General features: G+C 71.9%; 17 protein-coding genes. 11 read left to right on the top strand and 6 right to left on the bottom strand.

Annotated features, from left to right (window positions below; all coding sequences use genetic code 11):
• Positions 1-157: 157 nt before the first annotated feature.
• Entirely contained in the window at positions 158-328 is a 171-nt protein-coding gene (locus BKE38_RS00690; RefSeq protein ID WP_076955448.1) for a YdcH family protein, read from the bottom strand.
• Positions 329-592: 264 nt separating this feature from the next.
• Between BKE38_RS00690 and BKE38_RS00685 the strand changes: the two genes are divergently transcribed.
• From BKE38_RS00685 to BKE38_RS00670, 4 genes are all read left to right on the top strand, one after another.
• Positions 593-793, top strand: a complete 201-nt coding sequence (locus BKE38_RS00685; protein ID WP_076955516.1) for a YdcH family protein — start codon at positions 593-595, stop codon at positions 791-793.
• A gap of 34 nt (positions 794-827) precedes the next feature.
• On the top strand, positions 828-1,682 hold the full coding sequence (locus tag BKE38_RS00680; RefSeq protein ID WP_076955447.1) for a helix-turn-helix domain-containing protein: 855 nt from the start codon (positions 828-830) through the stop codon (positions 1,680-1,682).
• Between the two features lie 69 nt (positions 1,683-1,751).
• Entirely contained in the window at positions 1,752-2,993 is a 1,242-nt protein-coding gene (locus tag BKE38_RS00675; RefSeq protein WP_076955446.1) for a M20/M25/M40 family metallo-hydrolase, read from the top strand.
• A 147-nt stretch (positions 2,994-3,140) separates the two neighbouring features.
• Positions 3,141-3,677 (top strand): hypothetical protein, encoded by a 537-nt coding sequence (locus BKE38_RS00670; protein WP_076955445.1) that lies wholly within the window; start codon positions 3,141-3,143, stop codon positions 3,675-3,677.
• 180 nt (positions 3,678-3,857) lie between these two features.
• Here BKE38_RS00670 and BKE38_RS00665 read toward each other — a convergent pair whose 3' ends face one another.
• From BKE38_RS00665 to def, 5 genes are all read right to left on the bottom strand, one after another.
• Complete coding sequence (locus tag BKE38_RS00665) at positions 3,858-4,964, bottom strand: OmpA family protein (RefSeq protein WP_076955444.1); 1,107 nt, start codon at positions 4,962-4,964, stop codon at positions 3,858-3,860.
• A gap of 177 nt (positions 4,965-5,141) precedes the next feature.
• Positions 5,142-6,266 (bottom strand): 5-(carboxyamino)imidazole ribonucleotide synthase, encoded by a 1,125-nt coding sequence (locus BKE38_RS00660; protein WP_076955443.1) that lies wholly within the window; start codon positions 6,264-6,266, stop codon positions 5,142-5,144.
• Complete coding sequence (purE, locus tag BKE38_RS00655) at positions 6,263-6,718, bottom strand: 5-(carboxyamino)imidazole ribonucleotide mutase (protein ID WP_076955515.1); 456 nt, start codon at positions 6,716-6,718, stop codon at positions 6,263-6,265. The genes BKE38_RS00660 and purE overlap by 4 nt, the downstream gene beginning before the upstream one ends.
• Before the next feature lie 222 nt (positions 6,719-6,940).
• Positions 6,941-7,561 carry a COQ9 family protein gene (locus BKE38_RS00650; RefSeq protein ID WP_076955442.1) on the bottom strand — a complete coding sequence of 207 codons (621 nt, stop codon included), beginning with the start codon at positions 7,559-7,561 and terminating at the stop codon, positions 6,941-6,943.
• Entirely contained in the window at positions 7,558-8,106 is a 549-nt protein-coding gene (gene def / locus BKE38_RS00645) for a peptide deformylase (protein ID WP_076955441.1), read from the bottom strand. The genes BKE38_RS00650 and def overlap by 4 nt, the downstream gene beginning before the upstream one ends.
• Before the next feature lie 224 nt (positions 8,107-8,330).
• Here def and rpsU point away from each other — a divergent pair, with 224 nt between their 5' ends.
• The 7 genes from rpsU (at position 8,331) to BKE38_RS00610 (ending at position 18,654) form a co-directional block, all read left to right on the top strand.
• On the top strand, positions 8,331-8,534 hold the full coding sequence (gene rpsU, locus BKE38_RS00640; RefSeq protein WP_007006360.1) for a 30S ribosomal protein S21: 204 nt from the start codon (positions 8,331-8,333) through the stop codon (positions 8,532-8,534).
• Positions 8,535-8,816: 282 nt separating this feature from the next.
• Positions 8,817-10,001 carry an efflux RND transporter periplasmic adaptor subunit gene (locus BKE38_RS00635; RefSeq protein ID WP_076955440.1) on the top strand — a complete coding sequence of 395 codons (1,185 nt, stop codon included), beginning with the start codon at positions 8,817-8,819 and terminating at the stop codon, positions 9,999-10,001.
• Positions 10,002-10,013: 12 nt separating this feature from the next.
• On the top strand, positions 10,014-13,094 hold the full coding sequence (locus BKE38_RS00630; RefSeq protein ID WP_076955439.1) for an efflux RND transporter permease subunit: 3,081 nt from the start codon (positions 10,014-10,016) through the stop codon (positions 13,092-13,094).
• 72 nt (positions 13,095-13,166) lie between these two features.
• Positions 13,167-14,837 carry a solute carrier family 23 protein gene (locus BKE38_RS00625; RefSeq protein ID WP_076955438.1) on the top strand — a complete coding sequence of 557 codons (1,671 nt, stop codon included), beginning with the start codon at positions 13,167-13,169 and terminating at the stop codon, positions 14,835-14,837.
• A 111-nt stretch (positions 14,838-14,948) separates the two neighbouring features.
• Positions 14,949-16,328 (top strand): MFS transporter, encoded by a 1,380-nt coding sequence (locus BKE38_RS00620; protein ID WP_076955437.1) that lies wholly within the window; start codon positions 14,949-14,951, stop codon positions 16,326-16,328.
• 60 nt (positions 16,329-16,388) lie between these two features.
• Positions 16,389-17,126 carry an SDR family NAD(P)-dependent oxidoreductase gene (locus BKE38_RS00615; protein WP_076955436.1) on the top strand — a complete coding sequence of 246 codons (738 nt, stop codon included), beginning with the start codon at positions 16,389-16,391 and terminating at the stop codon, positions 17,124-17,126.
• Between the two features lie 181 nt (positions 17,127-17,307).
• On the top strand, positions 17,308-18,654 hold the full coding sequence (locus tag BKE38_RS00610; protein ID WP_076955435.1) for a globin-coupled sensor protein: 1,347 nt from the start codon (positions 17,308-17,310) through the stop codon (positions 18,652-18,654).
• Positions 18,655-18,679: the final 25 nt, after the last annotated feature.

Here is an 18,679-nt window from a genome sequence, read left to right as displayed (position 1 = left end):
CTGCAACCGTTGCGCATCCGCTGTTCATCGGGATGGGCGGGAATCTCGCCCGGGTGGCCCGGGACCTCCCGTGAAGGAAGTCCCGCGCCTTTCCCGGTGATGCGGGGCCTCCCGGACCCCGTGAAAAACCCCTCGTGAAGGGGCCGTCTGCCGGTGCTTACCGCGCGGGGCGCAGCCTTTGCATTTCTTCCTTGAGTCGCAGCTTGGCGCGTTTCAGTCGGCCCAGCGACAGGGCGTCCGGCTGCGGCCGGCTGCCCTCGGCGGCGATCTGCCGTTCGAGAGTGGCATGGCGTTCCTGCAGGCTGAGCAGGCGAGGCTGCTGCGTCATCGGCACACGATCCTCCAGCGGTTGAAACGACCGGAGGGACGGAGAAGCCAGCCTTCGCCCGCCTGGCGGCAGGGTGAGCCGGTCCGGGCCGTCCCCCGGGACGGGCCGCCAGCCCTCTGCCAGAAATCCCCATCTTCCGCGCCGCAAACCAGACCGCGACAGGAAGCGGGGCTGATGGTCAGACCGTGCTGTGCGACCACGCCAGGACATGATATGGCCTTTCTGCGCCCAGATGCGACTCAAACCGATCAACCGATGAGGCCCATCCTGGCCGACCGTGACAGCCTGCTCCGTCGCCTGCACGAGCTCCGCAGCGAACACCGCGATCTGGACACCGTGATCGCCACCCTGGCCCTGTCGCTGCCCGATCAGCTGCAGGTGCAGCGCCTGAAGAAGCGCAAGCTGAAGCTGAAGGACGAGATCACCTGGCTGGAAAGCCGGCTGGTGCCCGACATCATCGCCTGAACGGCTCTCCATCACGATAAGCGGCGGCGGCGACATGGCGCTGGATATGCGGCAGATCGGCGCCCGGCTGCGCGCCTGGCGGCTGGGGACGGGACTGGCCCCCGACGTGGTGGCGGCCCGCCTCGGCGTCTCGCGCGCGGCGCTCTACACCTATGAGAAGGACGGCATCCCGCGGCTCGACCTGCTGGAGCGGGCGGCGGCGCTGCTCGGCGTCTCGCTGGCGGCGCTGATCGGCATCGAGGTCGAGCATTTCGCCTCCGCGGCCGGCTTCTTCGAGCGGATGCGCCAGGCCGAGGCCGAGGCCGACCAGATCCTCGCCTGCTTCGACCCGATCTCCATTCTCCTGGCCTCCCCCGCCTATCCCGACCGGCTGCGGCAGATGCTGGCGGAGGCCCCCGGCGGCGATGCCGGGGCCGGCGCCCGGGCGCTGGCCGTGCTGGAGGCGCGCCGTGCCCAGCAGGCCGGCCGCGCGCGGCCGCTGACGGCGCTGGTCGCCCTGCCCCGGCTGGCGCAGCTGCTGCAGACCGGGCTGGTCGGCCGCGACGGGCTTGCGGCCCAGATCCTGGCGGAGCGACGCGGCTGGGCCCGCGAGGAGGTCGCCGCCATCGCCGCGCGGCTGGAAGCGCCCGCGATCGGCGTGCAGATCGGCCTGCTGGAAGCCGTGCCCCCCAGCCAGACCTTCGAGGTGCTGCTGGGCGGCGGGACCGAGCGGGTGGCGGTCAGCCCCTTCCGCCTCGGCGAATACCCCAATGTCACCGATGGCATCGCCACCCTCTCGGCCGAGCCGGCGACGGTCGCGCTCTATGCCGGCCTGGCCCGGCGCCTCTGGGACGGGGCGCTGAAGGGCGAGCGGGCGGCGGCCCGGCTGCGGCAGCTCCTGGCCGTCTGAAGGGCCGGCGCGGCGCGGCACAGCATTGACTTGCCCGAACAGTCCATCAAAATGGATTTTTCCGGTTTGATGGATTCCATGCTGGTCCCCGATTCCGACGCTGCCCTGGCCTCGCATCTGCTCGCGCTGTTCCGCCGGCTGTCGGCGGATGGGGACGGCGTCACCCGCCCCGCCTATGGCGCGGCCGAGACCGCCTGCCTGCAGGCCCTGGCCGCCATCGCCGGCGAGCAGGGGCTGGAAAGCTGGTGGGATGCCGCCGGCAATCTCTGGATGCAGCCGCCCGGGCTGGGCGACGCCCCTGCCCCGGCCTGTGGCAGCCACATGGATTCGGTGCCGCAGGGCGGCAATTTCGACGGCGCCGCGGGCGTGGTGGCCGGCTTCCTCTGCGTCCGCCAGGCGATGCGCGAAGGCCGGGCGCTGCGCGCCGTCGCGCTGCGCGGCGAGGAATCGCCCTGGTTCGGTGCGCCGCATGTCGGGCTGCGCGCGGCCTTCGGCGCGCTCTCGGCGGCCGAGCTCGCCATCCCGCGCCGGGACTCGGGCCAGACGCTCGCCTGGCACATCGCCGAGCAGGGCGCCGATCCCGCCGCCGCCGGCTGCGGCGCCCCCGCGCCCGAGATCGCCCGCACCAGCTTCTTCTGGGAGCTGCATATCGAGCAGGGCCCGGTGCTGGTCGACCGCGCCCTGCCGGCCGCTCCGGTCTCGGCGGTGCGCGGGCATCTGCGCTTCCCCGCCGCGCGCTGCCTGGGCGAGGCCGGGCATTCCGGCGCGGTGCCCAGGCATCTGCGGCGCGACCCGGTGCTGGCCGTGGCCGAGCTGCTGCACGAGCTCGACACGCTCTGGGCCCGCAGCCTGCAGGACGGCGCCGACCTGGTGCTGACCGCCGGACAGCTGCTGGTCGATCCGGCGAGCGCGGCGCCGACCCGGATCCCCGATGCGGTGCGCTTCAGCCTCGACCTGCGCAGCACGCAGCAGGAGACCCTGGCTGGCCTTTCTTCCCTGCTGCCGCGGCGCTGCGCCGAGATCGGGGCGCGGCGCGGCGTGACCTTCGATCTGGGCGCGCCGGTGACCGCGGCGCCGGTGGTGCTGGATGCCGGCGGCCGCGCGGCGCTGGAAGCCGCCCTGCCCGGGGTGCAGCCGGTGGCCTCAGGCGCCGGGCATGACGCGGCCGAGTTCCTGCGCCGCGGCGTCCCGGCGGCCATGGTCTTCGTCCGCAACGAGCACGGTTCCCATAATCCGGCAGAGGCCATGGCGCTGGAGGATTTCCTGGCCAGCCTTGCCGCGCTGCAGTCGGCGATTCGCGGCCAGGGCTGAAAGCCAGGCCGGGGCTCAGCCACGATCTGCGCGACATCCCGCAAGAGATTGCCAAATCATCATTTCGATCACGCTTCCGTAACCCTCGGCCCTTGATGTAGATTCGCAACGGGCCAAGCCGGCTCAGGGAATCGGGGGTTTCGCCGCATGGCTCGGATCAACCAGCGTCTGGCGGGGTTCGCCCTGGCCGCGGGCGTGGCGCTCGCCCTGCCCGCCGCGGCGCAGAGCTGCCTGCAGTCGGCCGAGAAGACGGCGATGGACGTGCGCGCGCTGCAGAGCCAGCTGATGGTGGCGGCGCTCAGCTGCGACCGGCACGACCAGTACAATGCCTTCGTGACGCGCTACCAGAAGGAGCTGGGCACCGCCTATCGTTCGGTGGCCGGGCATTTTCGCCGGGTGCATGGGGGCAACGGCCAGCGCCAGCTCGACATCTACATCACCAGCCTGGCCAATGCGCAGAGCCAGGAAGGCATCCGCCAGGGTTCGTTTTTCTGTCAGAACGTGGCGCCCTTGTTCCAGCAGGCGCTGTCGCAGCCGGGGATGACGGAGTTGGCCGCGCTGTCGGTGTCGCAGCAGGTGACCAACCCCTATGAGGCGCAGATCTGCCCGGCCCCGGCGATCCGCAGCGCAGCCGCGCCGCGCCGCAGCACCCCGGCCGCGCCGACCCAGGTCGCGACGCGCTGATCGTCTCCAGCTGACAAGAAAGGGCCGCCCCTGCGAGGGGGCGGCCCTTTTTGCGTCCCGCCTCCCCGCCAGGGCAAGGCCGGTCCGTTCGGCCACCCTTTCCACCGACGGCGGCAGCCAGACAAAAAAAGGGCGCCCCGAGGGGCGCCCTTTCTCTTTGCCGGGAAACCGGCCTGCGGATTAGCGCAGGACGATTTCGACGCGGCGGTTCTGCGGCTCGCGCACGCCGTCGGCGGTCGGGACCAGCGGACGGCTCTCGCCGAAGGCCTGGACCGTGATGGCCGAACGGGCGACGCCCAGGCGGACCAGCTCGGCGGCCACGGCGTCGGCGCGACGCTGCGACAGGCGCTGGTTGTACTGCGGCGAACCGGCGCGGTCGGCATGGCCGGCCACTTCGATGCGGGTCGCCTGCACGCGGCCGGAGTTCTGCGCGGCCTCGGCGATGATCTGGCGGGCACGGTCCGTCAGGTCAGCGCGGTCGAAGTCGAAGAACACCAGGTAGGTGCGGGCCGGAGCCGGGGCAGCGGCCGGAGCCGGGGCGGCCACCGGGATCGGCGCCGGCGGGACCGGGGCGTTGAAGGCATAACGCAGGCCCAGGAACACCGAGTGGTTGTAGTTCTCGGAGTCGACCTTGGTGCGGGCCGTGGTCACGCCAGCAGCGTTACGCGAGACCGCGGTGAACTCCGGGTCCAGCGAACCCAGGAAGCGGTACTCGGCGGTGATCGCCAGGCCCGGAACGGCGGCGATCGGGAAGGCGGCGCCGGCGATGCCCTGGAAGGCGAACTGGCCGTCGTCACCATCGATCGTCACGCGCGAGGCGCCAGCGCCGCGGCTGCGGACGACGTCGTAGTCGTGCCACACATAGCCGACGCCCGCGCCGATGTACGGAACAACCGGGAGGCCCAGGTTGAAGTCGTACAGGGCGTTGACCATCGCGCCATAGGTGCGGACGGTGCCGCCGATGCCCGGCAGGGTGCCGCGCGACGACAGGGTGTCCACGTCGTTCTGGCGGTAGTTGCCCTCGACCTCGGCGCGCAGGCCGTTGCCGAAGCCGTAACCGATGCTCAGAACGCCACCGAAGCCGTGCTCGAACTCGGCTTCGATCTTGTTGGTCGCGCCGCGGGCCGTCTGCATCGCAGCGGTCGAACCCGAGGACGTGATGTCCGCGTCCTGCAGGTAGTTGTAGCCAGCGCCGGCGCCGAGATAGACGCCAGTGATCGGCTGCGCCTGAGCCGCGAGCGGCAGCGACAGAACCGTCGCGGCCAGAAGCGCCTTCTTGAGGCTCATTAGAATTCTCCTCGATCCACCAAAGGCATGCTCGCAGCGCGCATCCACGAAGATCCCCCCCGAGTCACGACGCCGCGTGAACCCTGAAGTAGCACTCCTTGCGGCGCGGTGCAGTAGGCTGTGCCACCTTTCCCACGACCTGTGTCTTTCGCGCCACAGGACCCATGGGCATTTTGGTCACAGCCCCGCGAGCAGCTTAGAATTATCCTGATCTTTCAGGCTGTTGAGCGGGAGCACCCGATTGGCGTGCCCCATCTTCCGGCCCGGCCGCGCCGCCGCTTTGCCGTAGAGATGCACGGCCACGCTGTGGTCGCCCTGCAACGCCGGCAGCTTTGCCATGCCCTCAGGGCCGACCAGGTTGCGCATCACCGCGTCGGAATGCCGCTCGGGGCTGCCCAGCGGCAGGCCGGCGACGGCGCGGATATGCTGGTGGAACTGGCTGGCCAGGCAGGCATCCATCGTCCAGTGGCCGGAATTATGCGGCCGCGGCGCGATCTCGTTGCCCAGCAGCGCGCCGTCCGGCAGCAGGAAGAACTCGACGGCCAGCACCCCCACCAGCTCCAGCGCCTCGGCGACGCGGCCGGCGTGACGGCGGGCAGCCTCGCCGGCACCAGGGGGCACGCGCGCCGGGGCGAAGGACAGGTCCAGGATGTGGTGGTGATGGTGGTTCTCGACCGCGTCGTAGACGGCCGTCGTGCCGTCCAGACCGCGGGCGGCGACCGCCGACAGCTCCTGGGTGAAGGGAACGAAAGCCTCGAGGATCAAGGGCTTGGGATCGAGGCGGGCAAAGGCGGGGGCCAGGTCGGCGGCCTCGCGCAGCACCGCCTGACCGCGGCCGTCATAGCCCAGCCGGGTGGTCTTCAGCACCGCCGGCAGGCCGATCCCGGCGACGGCCGATTCGAGCTCCGCCAGGCTGTGGACCGCGCGCCAGGGAGCGACGGGCACGCCCGCCTTCTCCAGGAACTCTTTTTCCAGCAGGCGGTCCTGGCAGACGGCCAGCGCCGTCTTCCCCGGCCGGCAGGGCACCAGAGGGGAGAGAATCTCCAGGGTGCGGGCGGGGACGTTCTCGAATTCGAAGGTCACCACGTCGACGGCGGCGGCAAAGGCCTGCAGCGCCGCGACATCCTCGTAATCGGCGACAGTGCTGGCGGCGGCCACCTGCATGCCGGGCGAATCGGCGTCGGGCGCATAGATGTGGCAGCGATAGCCGAGCTCGGCGGCGGCCAGCGCCGACATGCGGCCGAGCTGCCCGCCGCCCAGGATGCCGATGGTGGCGTTGGGGGGGAGCGGCGCCTGGCTCATGCCGGCTCCTCCGCGACCGAGGCGGTCTGCGCGGCGCGGTACTCGTCGAGCCGCCGGGCCAGCGCGTCATCGGTGGTGGCCAGCATGGCGGCGGCCAGCAGCGCGGCATTGACCGAGCCGGCGCGGCCGATGGCCAGGGTGCCGACCGGGATGCCGGCCGGCATCTGCACGATGGAGAGCAGCGAATCCATGCCCTTCAGCGCATGGCTTTCGACCGGGACGCCGAGGATCGGCAGGCGGGTCATGGCGGCGGCCATGCCGGGCAGATGGGCCGCCCCCCCGGCGCCGGCGATGATGGCGCGCAGGCCGCGCCCGGCGGCGGCATGGGCATAATCATAGAGCCGTTGCGGCGTGCGATGCGCCGAGACCACCCGGGTCTCGTGCGGGATGCCCAGCTTTTCCAGGGTCTCCGCCGCGTGCCGCATGGTCTCCCAGTCGGAACGGCTGCCCATGATGATGCCGACCAGCGGCGCGGTGGGGGTCTCGGTCACGCGGGAGATCCTTGCAGCAAGGGGCGGCCTGTGCCGCGACTCGCCCCTGCTTGCAAGCGCAAAGCGTGCAGGAACGCCGTGTCCGGCGCCTGACGGCCTGAAGCGGGCTCGCCGAGAAGCCTCGATCGCGCGATCGGGCAAAGCCAGGGCGGACTGCCTGCGCCCTGCCGCAGGCACCCCGCCCTAGGCGGCTGATCGCGCGCTGCCGGCCTTCGGGCGGCGCTTCTGCAGCCGGGCGAGGCCGGCCAGCCGCCGGTCGAGGAAGCCCATGCTGGCCGCCATGTCGCCGGAGCGCAGCCAGAAGGCCAGCGTGCCCGCATAGATCCCGGCCAGCGTCATCCGCCGCGTGTGGAAGGACAGGTCGGTGGAGGCGTCGCCGGCGGCGATCCACATGGCATCGGCGGTGCGGGCGGTGGCGCGGGTGGCGATGCCCAGATTCCAGGGCAGCGCCAGCAGGGCCAGGGCGCGGCGCAGCGCCGCGCGATGCGGCGCCGCCTGCTCCAGCCGCAGCGCGACGAGCGCGCGGATGCGGCCGGGGATGCGCAGATCCTCGAGCCCCTGCCCCGCCGCGGCGGCGGCCATGTCGCGGTCGGCGAGGTCGCACCAGGCCTCGACCATGCCGGCCGGACCGTCCGGGAACAGCCAGGCGGCGTCGGCGGGATCGCGCCCCCCGGCGGCCAGGCCGGCGCGCAGGGCGGCCAGGCTCCAGCCCAGCCGCGGCACCTCGGGCAGCATGGCGCGGAGGGCGGCGTCGCGCCCGGCGCTGCGCTCGAGCCCCGCGCCCGGACAGGCGCCCTGGCTCATCGGGCGGGCTCCTTCGCCACCGGCTGGGCCGGGACGTGGGAGGGCGCATGCTGGGCGGCGGCGGCGCGGGCCAGCTCCTCGGTGAAGCCGAACAGCGCGTGGTCGGTCATCCGACTCGGATAGAGGATGCCGTCCAGATGGTCGTATTCATGCTGCATGACGCGGGCCAGCATGCCCTCGGCCTCGCCCTCGACGGAGTCGCCATCGATGTCGATGCCGCGGAAGGCGACGCGCTGGGCGCGCTCGACATTGCCGCGCAGCCCGGGGATCGACAGGCACCCCTCCCAGCCGCGCTGGTCCGGCGGGCCGAGCAGCTCCAGCTCCGGATTGATCAGCGCGGCCACGCTGTCGCCGTTGCGCCAGACGAAGATCCGCAGCGGAACATGCACCTGCGGCGCCGCCAGCCCGAGTCCCTGGGCGTCCAGCATGGTGTCCGCCATGTCGGCGACCAGGCGGCGGATCTCGGGGGCGCGCGGATCCTCGACGGGCGCCGCACGCTGCAGCAGGACCGGGTGGCCCATGCGGGCGATTTTCAGGATGGCCATGCGGGCGTCCTCCGTGACGAGCGTGAGAGGCGATCGCCCTAGATTGGGGGCCGCCGCGCCCGCGGGAAGGGCTTTCATTCCGCCGGCCCGGCATGCTAAGGGCTGCCGCACCTTGCAGGAAGGCACCGGCGCTTGCACCGGCGCTTCGTGCTTTCGTTTTTCACACCACCCGTTGTGCCAGGACCTGGTGCCGGGCCTTGCTCAGATAGAGGAGACCGCACAGCGTGCAGGTCGTCGTTCGGGACAACAATATCGATCAGGCCCTCAAGGCCCTTAAGAAGAAGCTGCAGCGCGAAGGCGTCTTCCGCGAGATGAAGCTGCGCCGCCACTACGAGAAGCCGTCGGAGCGCCGCGCCCGCGAGGCCGCCGAGGCCGTCCGCCGCGCCCGCAAGGTCGAGCGCAAGCGCCTGGAGCGCGAGGGCTTCTAAAGAGCTGCCCGGGACTCGGTCGGCCGCCTCCAGGCACGCCCTGGGGGAAGCCGGCCCGGTCCCGAGAGCGACTCGACAGCCGTGGAGCGGGGTCCATCCGGGCCCTGCCATCCGCGGCTTTCTTGTTTGCGGGCAGGCTTGCGCAGGATTTGCGCCATGCTTCCACGTAATGGCAGCCCCGCCATCGCGATAGGGCACCGCGCCGCTCATTTTGATGATTTAATGTAACAGAAGGCATCCGTCGCTTTGCGCTGACGGCATGGCAGCTTAATGCCGTGGGTCATGATGCCCTCGCGTTCGCTTTTCCCCCTGCTGGCGGGCGCGGTCAGCGCCGGCCTCGTCGCCATGCTCGCCGGCAGCGCCACGCTGCAGGCCCAGACGCCGACCTCCCAGGCACCGGCGTCCCAAACGCCCGGGCCCGGCGCCACGCCGGCGCCCGCCCCTACCCTGCCGGTGGTGGTCAGCAGAGCCGAGCGCGGTCCCGTCCCGCTCGAGATCACCACCAACGGGAACGTCGTCGCCGAGGCGACGGTCTCGGTGCGCAGCCGGGTCGACGGGCAGATCGAGAAGCAGCATGTCGAGGAAGGCCAGCGGGTCGAGCGCGGGCAGCTGCTCTTCACCCTGGATTCGCGGATGACCCAAGCGCTGCTGGCGCAGCAGGAGGCGCAGCTGGCGCGCGACCGCGCCCAGTCGGTGCGGGCCCGCTCGGACGCCAACCGCTACGCCTCGCTGCGCGGCGAGGGCTTCACCGCCGCGCAGCGCTACGAGCAGGCCCAGGCCGATGCCGCCGCCGCCGAGGCGACGGTCAGGGCCGGCGAGGCGCTGATCAGCCAGACCCGCCTCACGCTCGACTTCGCCAGCATCCGCGCCGAGATCGCCGGGCGGCTCGGCGCCCTGCCGCTGACCGAGGGCAATCTGGTGCGCGCCGGCGAGAACACGCCGCTGGCCACCATCACCCAGACCGACCCGATCCAGGTGCAGTTCTCGGTGCCGGAGCGCTGGCTGCCCGAGGTGCAGGCCTCACTGCGCGGCGGGCGTCCCGTCGTCACCGCGCATCCGCCGGGCGACCGTCACCCGCCGGTGCAGGGCAGCGTGGTGTTCCTCGACAGCCAGGTCGACACCACCTCGGGCACCGTCCAGATCAAGGCGCGCTTCGCCAACCCGGACAACGCGCTGTGGCCGGGCCAGTATGTCAACGTGGTGCTGGTGCCCCGCGTCGAGCCGGACGCGCTGAGCGTGCCGGTGCAGGCGGTGCAGACCGGCTCGGGCAACAGCCGCTACGTCTATGTCGTCGACGGCGAGAGCCGCGCCCGCCGCCGCGCCGTGACGCTGCAGCGGGTGGTCGGCGGCCGCGCCGTGCTGAAGGCCGAGATCGCCGCCGGCGACAAGGTGGTGATCGAGGGCGCCCAGCTGCTGTCCGACGGGGCCCGCGTCGTCGAGCGTCCCGCCGCCCGCCCGCAGAGCTGAGGAAGCACCGGGATGCATATCTCCGAGCTCTGCATCCGCCGCCCGGTGATGACCGGGCTGCTGGCGGCCGCCGCGATCCTGGCCGGCATCGTCGCCTATTTCCAGATGCCCGTCGCCGCGGTGCCGCGGGTCGACTTCCCGGTCATCTCGGTCTCGGCCAGCCTGCCGGGCGCCAGCCCGGAGACCATGGCCAATTCGGTGGCGCTGCCGCTGGAGCGGGAGTTCTCGACCATCGCCGGCATCGACCAGATGTCGTCGACCAGCGGCCAGGGCACCACGCAGATCACGCTGCAATTCGTGCTCGGCCGCAGCATCGATGCCGCGGCGCTGGACGTGCAGGCGGCGCTCAGCCGGGCCCAGCGCCGGCTGCCGGCCGAGATGACCAACCCGCCGAGCTTCCGCAAATCCAACCCGGCCGACGCGCCGGTGGTGCTGCTCAATCTCCGCGGCGGCGACGTGCCCCTCTACCGCCTGAACGAGGTGGCCGCGGTGCTGATCTCGCCGGCGCTCTCGCGCATCCCGGGCGTCGCCCAGGTGGTGACCTATGGCGAGCAGAAATACGCGGTCCGCGTGCAGCTGGACCCGGACCGGGTGGCCGCACTCGGCCTGGGCTTCGACGAGGCGCAGCGGGCGATCGCGGCGGCCAACAGCAACACCCCGGTCGGCACGCTGAACGGCCCGCGGCAGCAGCTGACGCTGCGCGCCAACGACCAGCTGCAGGATGCCGAGGCCTTCGGCCGGCTGATCATCGGCGGCCGCGGCTCCACCCCGATCCGGGTGCAGGACGTGGCCCGCGTGGTCGACGGGGTGGAGAACAACCGGGTCGCCGCCTGGATGAACGGCAATCTGGGCCTGACGCTGGCCGTGCAGCGCCAGCCCGACGCCAACACGGTGGAGGTGGTGGACGGCGTCCGCGCCGCACTCCCCGGCCTGCAGGCGGCGCTGCCGCCGGGGGCCGAGGTCACCGTCATGCTGGACCGCTCGGTCTCGATCCGCGACGCGGTGCATGACGTGCAGCACCACCTGATGATCGCCATCGGCCTGGTGGTGCTGGTGATCTTCCTGTTCCTGCGCAAGATCAGCGCGACCCTGATCCCGGGCATCGCCGTGCCGATCTCGCTGGCCGGCACCTTCGGCGTCATGTACGCGCTGGGCTACGGCATCGACAACATCACCCTGCTGGGGCTGACGCTGGCCGTGGGCCTGGTGGTGGACGACGCCATCGTCATGCTGGAGGCCATCGTCCGCCACATGGAGGAGGGCATGGCCCCCTTCCCGGCGGCGATCCGCGGCGCCAAGGAGATCGGCTTCACCATCATCTCGATCACCCTGTCGCTGATCGCGGTGTTCCTGCCGATCCTGATGATGGGCGGCGTGGTGGGGCGGGTGTTCAACGCCTTCGCCGCCACGGTCTCGCTGGCGGTGGTGGTGTCCTGCGTGGTCTCGCTGACGGTGACGCCGCTGATGGCGCGCTACCTGCCGGCGCATGGCCATCCCAGCCGCTTCGACGCCTTCCTCGAGCGCGGCTTCCGCGCGGTGGAGCGCGGCTATGGCTGGATGCTGGACCTGACGCTGCGCTTCCGCGCCGGCGTCTGGCTGGTCTTCCTGGCCTCGATCGGCCTGTCGGTCTGGCTGGCGGTGACCATCCCCAAGGGCTTCTTCCCGGTCGAGGACACCGGCCTGCTGAATGTCGGCACCGAGGGGCCGCAGGACGCCTCCTTCGACGACATGAGCACCCGCCAGGCACGGGTGGTCGAGATCATCCGGGCGCATCCCTCGGTCGAGCTGGTCAATTCGATCATCGGCATCAGCGGCAACAGCCAGGCGCTGAACCAGGGCCGCATGTTCGTGCAGCTGAAGCCGCGGGCGCAGCGCAAGCCGATCACCGAGATCATCCAGGAGCTGCGGCGGCAGACCGGCGGCATCCCCGGCATGCGGGTCTACTACAACCCGATCCAGAACCTGAACTTCGGCGCCCGGCAGTCGCGCACCCTCTACCAGTACACGCTGCAGGGGCTGCGCTCCGAGGAGCTCTATGACTGGTCGCAGCGGATGACCGAGGCGCTGCACAAGCTGCCCGAGCTGCAGGACGTCAATTCCGACCTGCAGATGGCGGCACCCATCCTGTCGGTGAATGTCGACCGCGACCGCGCCGCGGCGCTGGGGGTGACCGTCGACCAGGTGCGGCAGGCGCTGTACTCGGCCTTCGGGGCACGGCAGATCAGCACCATCTTCGGCGCCTCCGACAGCTATTCCGTGATCCTGGAGGCGCTGCCGCGCGACCAGCAGGACGAGGCCGGGCTGTCGAAGATCTACCTCCGCGGCAGCTCGGGGCGGCTGGTGCCGCTGGCCGGCATCGCCACGCTGGAGCGCCGGGTCGGGCCGCTGACGGTGGCGCATCAGGGCCAGCTGCCGGCGGTCACCATCGGCTTCAACACGGCGCCGGGCGTGGCGCTGGGCCAGGCGACGCTGGCGATCGCGGCGATGGAGAAGGAGCTCGGCCTGCCGCCGACCATCGTCTCGGGCTATGCCGGCACGGCGCAGATCTTCCAGCAGGCGCTGGCCGGCCAGGGGGCGCTGCTGATCGCCGCCGTGCTGATCGTCTATGTCGTGCTGGGCGTGCTGTATGAAAGCCTGGTGCATCCGCTGACCATCCTGTCCGGCCTGCCGCCGGCGGCGCTGGGCGCGCTGGCGACGCTGTGGTGGTTCGGGCTGGACCTGTCGGTGATCGCGGTGATCGGCGTGCTGCTGCTGATCGGGCTGGTGAAGAAGAACGCCATCATGGTGGTCGACGTCGCCCTGGCCCGGCAGCGCGCCGGCGAGGACCCGCTGGTCGCCGTGCGCGAGGCCTCCATCCTGCGCTTCCGCCCGATCATGATGACCACGCTGGCCGCTGCCGCCGGCGCCGTCCCCATCGCCGCCGGCTGGGGTGCCGCCGCCGAGCTGCGCCAGCCCCTGGGCCTGGCCGTGGTGGGCGGCCTCGCGGTCTCCCAGGCGCTGACCCTGTTCGTGACGCCGGTCTTGTATCTGGCGTTCGAAAGCCTGGCGCGGAAGTTCAGCCGCGGCGGCGTGGCCGCGCAGCCCGCGGAGTAAAACTGAAGGCGGGGTCCGGGGGGATCCTGTCCCCCCGGCCTTCTCTTGCTTTCTTGGCTGTGGAGGCCGGGTTTGGACAGCTACGGCCGCGACGACCCCGTCCCCTTCGGCACGCTGCTGGTGGCCGTCCTCCAGCACATGGGGCTGATGAGCATCATCCTCATCTTCCCGCTGCTGGTCGCGGATGCGGCGGGGCTGGACCTGGTGACCACCGCCCGGCTAGTCACCCTGTCGTTGGTCGCCATCGGCCTGGCCACCTTCCTGCAATGCCTGGGCTGGCGTGGCATCGGCAGCGGCTTCCTGCTGCCGGTGGTGTTCAGCGCCGCCTATCTGCCGCCGCTGCTGGCCGCCGCGAAGGGCGGCGGCCTGGGGGCGGCGGCCGGTCTGATCATGGTGGCCGGGCTGACGCAGATCCTGCTGTCGCGGCTGCTGTTCCGCATCCGCCGGCTGCTGCCGCCGGAGATCATGGGGCTGGTGGTGCTGCAGATCGGCATCACGCTTGGGCTGATCGCGGTGCGGCTGATGCTGACCGGCGGCGATGTCGCGGGGCGTGGGCGGGCCGACTTCTATGGCGTAACGATCGGGGTGACGCTGGCGCTGACCGTCGGCGCCGCGGTCTGGGGCGGGCTGGGCTGGCGGCGGGCGGCGATGCTGCTGGGCATGGCGGGCGGGACGGCGACGCATCTGCTGCTGCCGCTGCTGGCCGGCGGCGCCCTGCCGGCCGCCCCTCCCTTGCCGCTGGAATGGGTGGTCTGGCCGCTGGCCGCGCCCAGCCTCGACCTGGTGCTGGTGCCGGGGGTGCTGGTCGGCGCCGTCGCCTGCACGCTGCGCGCCGCGGGCGACATCGTGGTCAGCCAGCAGGCGGTCGATCCACGCTGGCGCCGGCCGGATTTCGAGACGATCCGCGCCGGCGTCCTGGCCGACGGGCTGGGCACGCTGGTCGCCGGGCTGCTGGGGACGGTGGGCGTGAACACCTATTCCGCCTCGGTCGGCCTGGCGCGCGCCACGGGGGTGCTGTCGCGCCGCGTCGGCTTCGGCATCGCGGCGGGCTGGCTGCTGGTCGGGCTGGTGCCGGGCAGCGCGCGTCTGCTGCTGGCCATCCCGCTGCATGTGGTCGCCGCCTGCCTGTTCTTCGCCGCCACCCATATCGTGCTGGCGGGCATGGGCATCCTGACCCAGCGCGTGCTGGACACCCGGCGCATCCTGGTGATCGGCGCGGCGCTGATCCTCGGCCTGTCCTTCGATGCCATGCCCGGCTTCTATGCCGATCTGCCGGATTTCGCGCGCGGGCTGGTCAGCTCCTCGCTGGCGCTGTCCGTCGTCGTGGCGCTGGCGCTGAACGCGGTGCTGCAGATCGGCACGGCGCCGCGCAGCCGGGTCGACTGGCAGGCGGGCGACCCTGCCCCGGACCTGGCCGCGCTGACCGAGGGCGCCGCGCGCGGCTGGGGGCTGCGGGCCGACACGGCGACGCGGATGGCCATGGTGGCGGGCGAGCTGGGCGAGGTCGCCGCCCTGCTGGCGGCGCCGGGGACGCCGCTGCGGCTCGACCTGGCGCTGCTCGGCACCACGGTGCGGCTGACGCTGGCCTGGCAGGGCGAGGCTCTGCCGGAGGCGCCCTGGCAAGGCGCCGAGTCGCTGGAGGAGGCGCCGGGCGCCATCGCGCTGGCCCGCCGGCTGCTGGAGCATCTGGCGGACCGGACCCAGCTGGCGCCAGGGCGGATCACCGCGGAGATCGAGGACTAGCCCTGCGGCTGGCCCGGCTGGCCGGGCGCCGCCAACGGGACTAGCTTGGCACCAATATGAGATGCCCGGCGGAGCCTGATGCCCCAGGAAGACGCGCGACCCGAACCGAAGATGCCCGATCCCCGGGTGATGGCTGCCATCGTCGCCAGCGCGCTGTTCATGCAGAACCTGGACAGCACGGTGGTGGCCACCGCCCTGCCCGCCATGGCGCGCTCGCTGGGCGAGGACCCGCTGGTGATGGGGGTGGCCATCACCTCCTACCTGGTGGCGCTGACGGTGTTCATCCCGCTCTCCGGCTGGGTCGCCGACCGCTTCGGAGCGAAGCAGGTCTTCATGGTGGCGATCGCCACCTTCACCCTGGCCTCGGCCTTCTGCGGGCTGTCGGATGGCCTGGCCGAAATGGTGGCGGCCCGCGTGCTGCAGGGGCTGGGGGGCGCCATGATGGTCCCGGTCGGGCGGCTGCTGCTGCTGCGCCGGGTGCGCAAGGAGGAGCTGCTGTCGGTCACCACCTGGCTGACCATGCCGGGGCTGCTCGGGCCGCTGCTGGGGCCGCCGGTGGGCGGGCTGCTGACCGACCTGATCTCCTGGCGGGCGGTGTTCTGGATCAACGTGCCGGTCGGGCTGCTCGGGCTGCTGCTGGTCTGGCGCGTCATCCCCGCGCTGCCGCGCAGCCTGCCGCCACCGCCCGACCTCGCCGGGCTAACGCTGGTCGGCGCCGCGCTGGCCGCGCTGATGTTCGCCTTCGAGACGCTGGGCCGCGGCCTGGTCGCGCCCTGGGTCGCCGAGGCCGCGCTGGCCGCGGGCCTCGTGCTGAGCTTCGTCGCGGTGCGCCACTGCCTGCGGGTGGCCAATCCGGCGCTCGACTTCTCCCTGCTGGCGATCCCCAGCTTCCGGGTGCCCAACGTCGCCGGCACCATCTTCCGCGTCGGCGCCGGCGCTGTGCCCTTCCTGGTGCCGCTGACCCTGCAGCTGGGCTTCGGCGCCAGCGCCTCGCAGAGCGGCATGGTCAGCTTCGCCACCGCCCTCGGGGCATTCGCCATGAAGCCGATGGCGAAATTCGCGCTGCGCCGCTTCGGCTTCCGCAACGTGCTGATCTGGAACGCGGTCTGCGCCGCGCTGACCATCGCCGCCTGCGGCGCCTTCCGCCCCGGCTGGCCGATGGCGGCGGTCTTCGTCGTGCTGCTGCTGGGCGGGCTGTTCCGCAGCCTGCATTTCACCACGCTGAACACCTTGGCCTATGCCGATGTGCCGCAGGAGAAGCTGTCGGCGGCGACCAGCCTCTACAGCACGGCGCAGCAGCTGCCGCTGGCGCTGGGCGTGGTGGTGGCCTCGGCGGCGCTGCAGCTGAGCGTCGCGGCCGGCGGCCGGGCGGTGGCGGCGATGCCCGACTTCACCGCCGCCTTCCTGACCGGCGCGCTGCTGACCCTGCTGGCGGCGCCGCTGGCCATGCGGCTGCCGAAGGAGGCCGGCGAAGGGATCGTGCAGCGCTGACCTTGCGGCCCTCGCCATCCCTGCCGAGACTGCAACTTTGCGCAGCGGAGAGCAGGCGAGATGGCGACAGTTCTGGTGACGGGCGCGCAGCAGGGTATCGGCCGGGCGATGGCGCTGGCCTTCGCGGCGACGGGGGCCGATGTCGCGGTGAACTACCTGGACGACGCCGACGCCGCCGAGGCGGTGTGCGCGGAGATCCGCGCGCGCGGCCGCCGCGCCGTGGCGCTGCCGGGCGACGTGCGCGAGGTCGCCACCGCCCGCGCGCTGGTGCAGCAGGCGAGCGAGGCGCTGGGCGTGCCCGAGGTGCTGGTGAACAATGCCGGCATCTTCCCGCGCGTGCCCTTCCTGGCGATGGAGGAGGCCGAATGGGACGCGGTGCTCGACGTCAACCTGAAGGGCAGCGCCTTCTGCGGCCAGGCGGCGGCGCGGGCGATGGTGGCGGCGGGGCTGCCGGGCTGCATCATCAACCTCTCTTCCGGCGCGGTGCGCGGCAATCCGCTGGGGGCGCATTATGCCTCCAGCAAGGCCGGGCTGATCGGGCTGACGCGCTCGATGGCGCTGGCGCTGGCCCCGCACAACATCCGGGTCAATGCCATCGCCCCCGGCCTGACCGACACCGCCCAGCCGCGCTTCGGCAATGACGAGGCGGAACTGGCGGACATGGCGCGGGCCCTGCCGCTCGGCCGCATGGGAAGGCCGGAGGAGATCGCGGCCATGGCGGTCTACCTGGCCTCGGCCGCGGCGGGCTGGGTGACCGGGCAGGTCTATCACATCAACGGCGGCAGCTACATGCCCTAGTACTTACTTAACATCCGACGACATCCGCCGACATGGCAGCATCGCACGACAAATCCCTGGCCGTGACTGGGCGCAAGGAGCCGGTTGGGTAACGAGGCATTCACGAATATTTGGTCTGATCAGGAGAACGGGCGTCGCCGCCCCCGCACGCCCCTCCGCCCTCGCCAAAAAGGCAGACCCCGTGGCCTCTCACGACATCAGCGACCGCCTGCGCTTCCTCGGCATCGACGCCGCCACCCGCAGCGCCCTGGCCGAGTTCCTGCCGGTCATCCAGCGCGAGCTGCCGGGGGTGCTGAAGGCCTTCTACGCGCATCTTGCCGCCTGGCCCGAGCTGGCCCGCATGTTCGACGGCCCGGCCGCGACGGCCCGCGCCGAGAAGGCGCAGGGCGACCACTGGATGAAGCTGTTTTCCGGCCGCTTCGATGAGGCCTATTCCGAAAGCGTCCGCCGCATCGGCCTGATGCACAGCCGCATCGGGCTGGAGCCGCGCTTCTACATCGGCGGCTATGCCTTCATCCTGAACCTGCTCTACGGCGCCGCCTGCCGCGCCTATGCCAGCCGCATGAACCCGGCCGCCGCCCAGGCCAAGACGGCGGCGCTGCTGCGCGCGCTGAACCAGGCGGTGATGCTGGACATGGACCTGGCGATCTCGATCTACCTGGACGAGAACAAGAATGTCTTCAACCGCAAGATCGGCGGCCTGTCGGAATCCTTCGAGAGCCGCGTCGGTCCCCTGGTCGGCGAGGTCGCCAGCCAGGCCGCCGCGCTGAAGGGCGCCGCCGAGACCATGACCGCGACGGCCCGCCAGACCGCGCAGCAGGCCGGCATCGTCGCCAGCGCGGCGCGCGAGGCCTCGGGCGGCGTCAACACCGTCGCCGCCGCGGCGGAGCAGCTGTCGAGCTCGGTCGACGAGATCTCGCGCCAGGTGGCGCATTCCTCGGCCATGACGCAGCAGGCGGTGGAGACGACGCACCGGACCGACGGCTTCGTGCGGGCGCTCGCCACCGGCGCGCAGAAGATCGGCGAGGTGGTCGGGCTGATCGACACCGTCGCTGCCCAGACCAACCTGCTGGCGCTGAACGCCACCATCGAGGCCGCCCGCGCCGGCGAGGCCGGCAAGGGCTTCGCCGTGGTGGCGTCGGAGGTGAAGTCGCTGGCCGGCCAGACCCGTTCGGCGACCGAGGTGATCGGCCAGCAGGTCAACGAGATGCAGGCAGCGACCCGCGACGTGGTCGAGGCGATCGGCGGCATCACCGCCGCCATCAGCGAGCTGAACAAGGTCGCCACCGCCATCGCCGCCGCGGTCGAGCAGCAGGGCGCCGCGACCCGCGAGATTTCCCGCAGCGTGCAGGAGACGGCGGCCGGCACCCGCCAGGTGACCGACAACATCGCCCGCGTCGGCGAGGGCGTGCATGAGACCGGCGAGGCCGCCGCCGAGGCGCTGCGCGTCGCCGAGAACCAGGAGCGCCAGGCCGCCAACCTGCGCAACGAGGTCGCCGCCTTCGTCAGCCAGATCCGCGCGGCGTAAGCAGGGAGCCCCTCCGGGACAGCGC

Source organism: Teichococcus deserti, from assembly GCF_001982615.1.
Classification (GTDB): domain Bacteria; phylum Pseudomonadota; class Alphaproteobacteria; order Acetobacterales; family Acetobacteraceae; genus Pseudoroseomonas; species Pseudoroseomonas deserti.
This window is presented reverse-complemented; position numbering and strand designations above follow the sequence as displayed.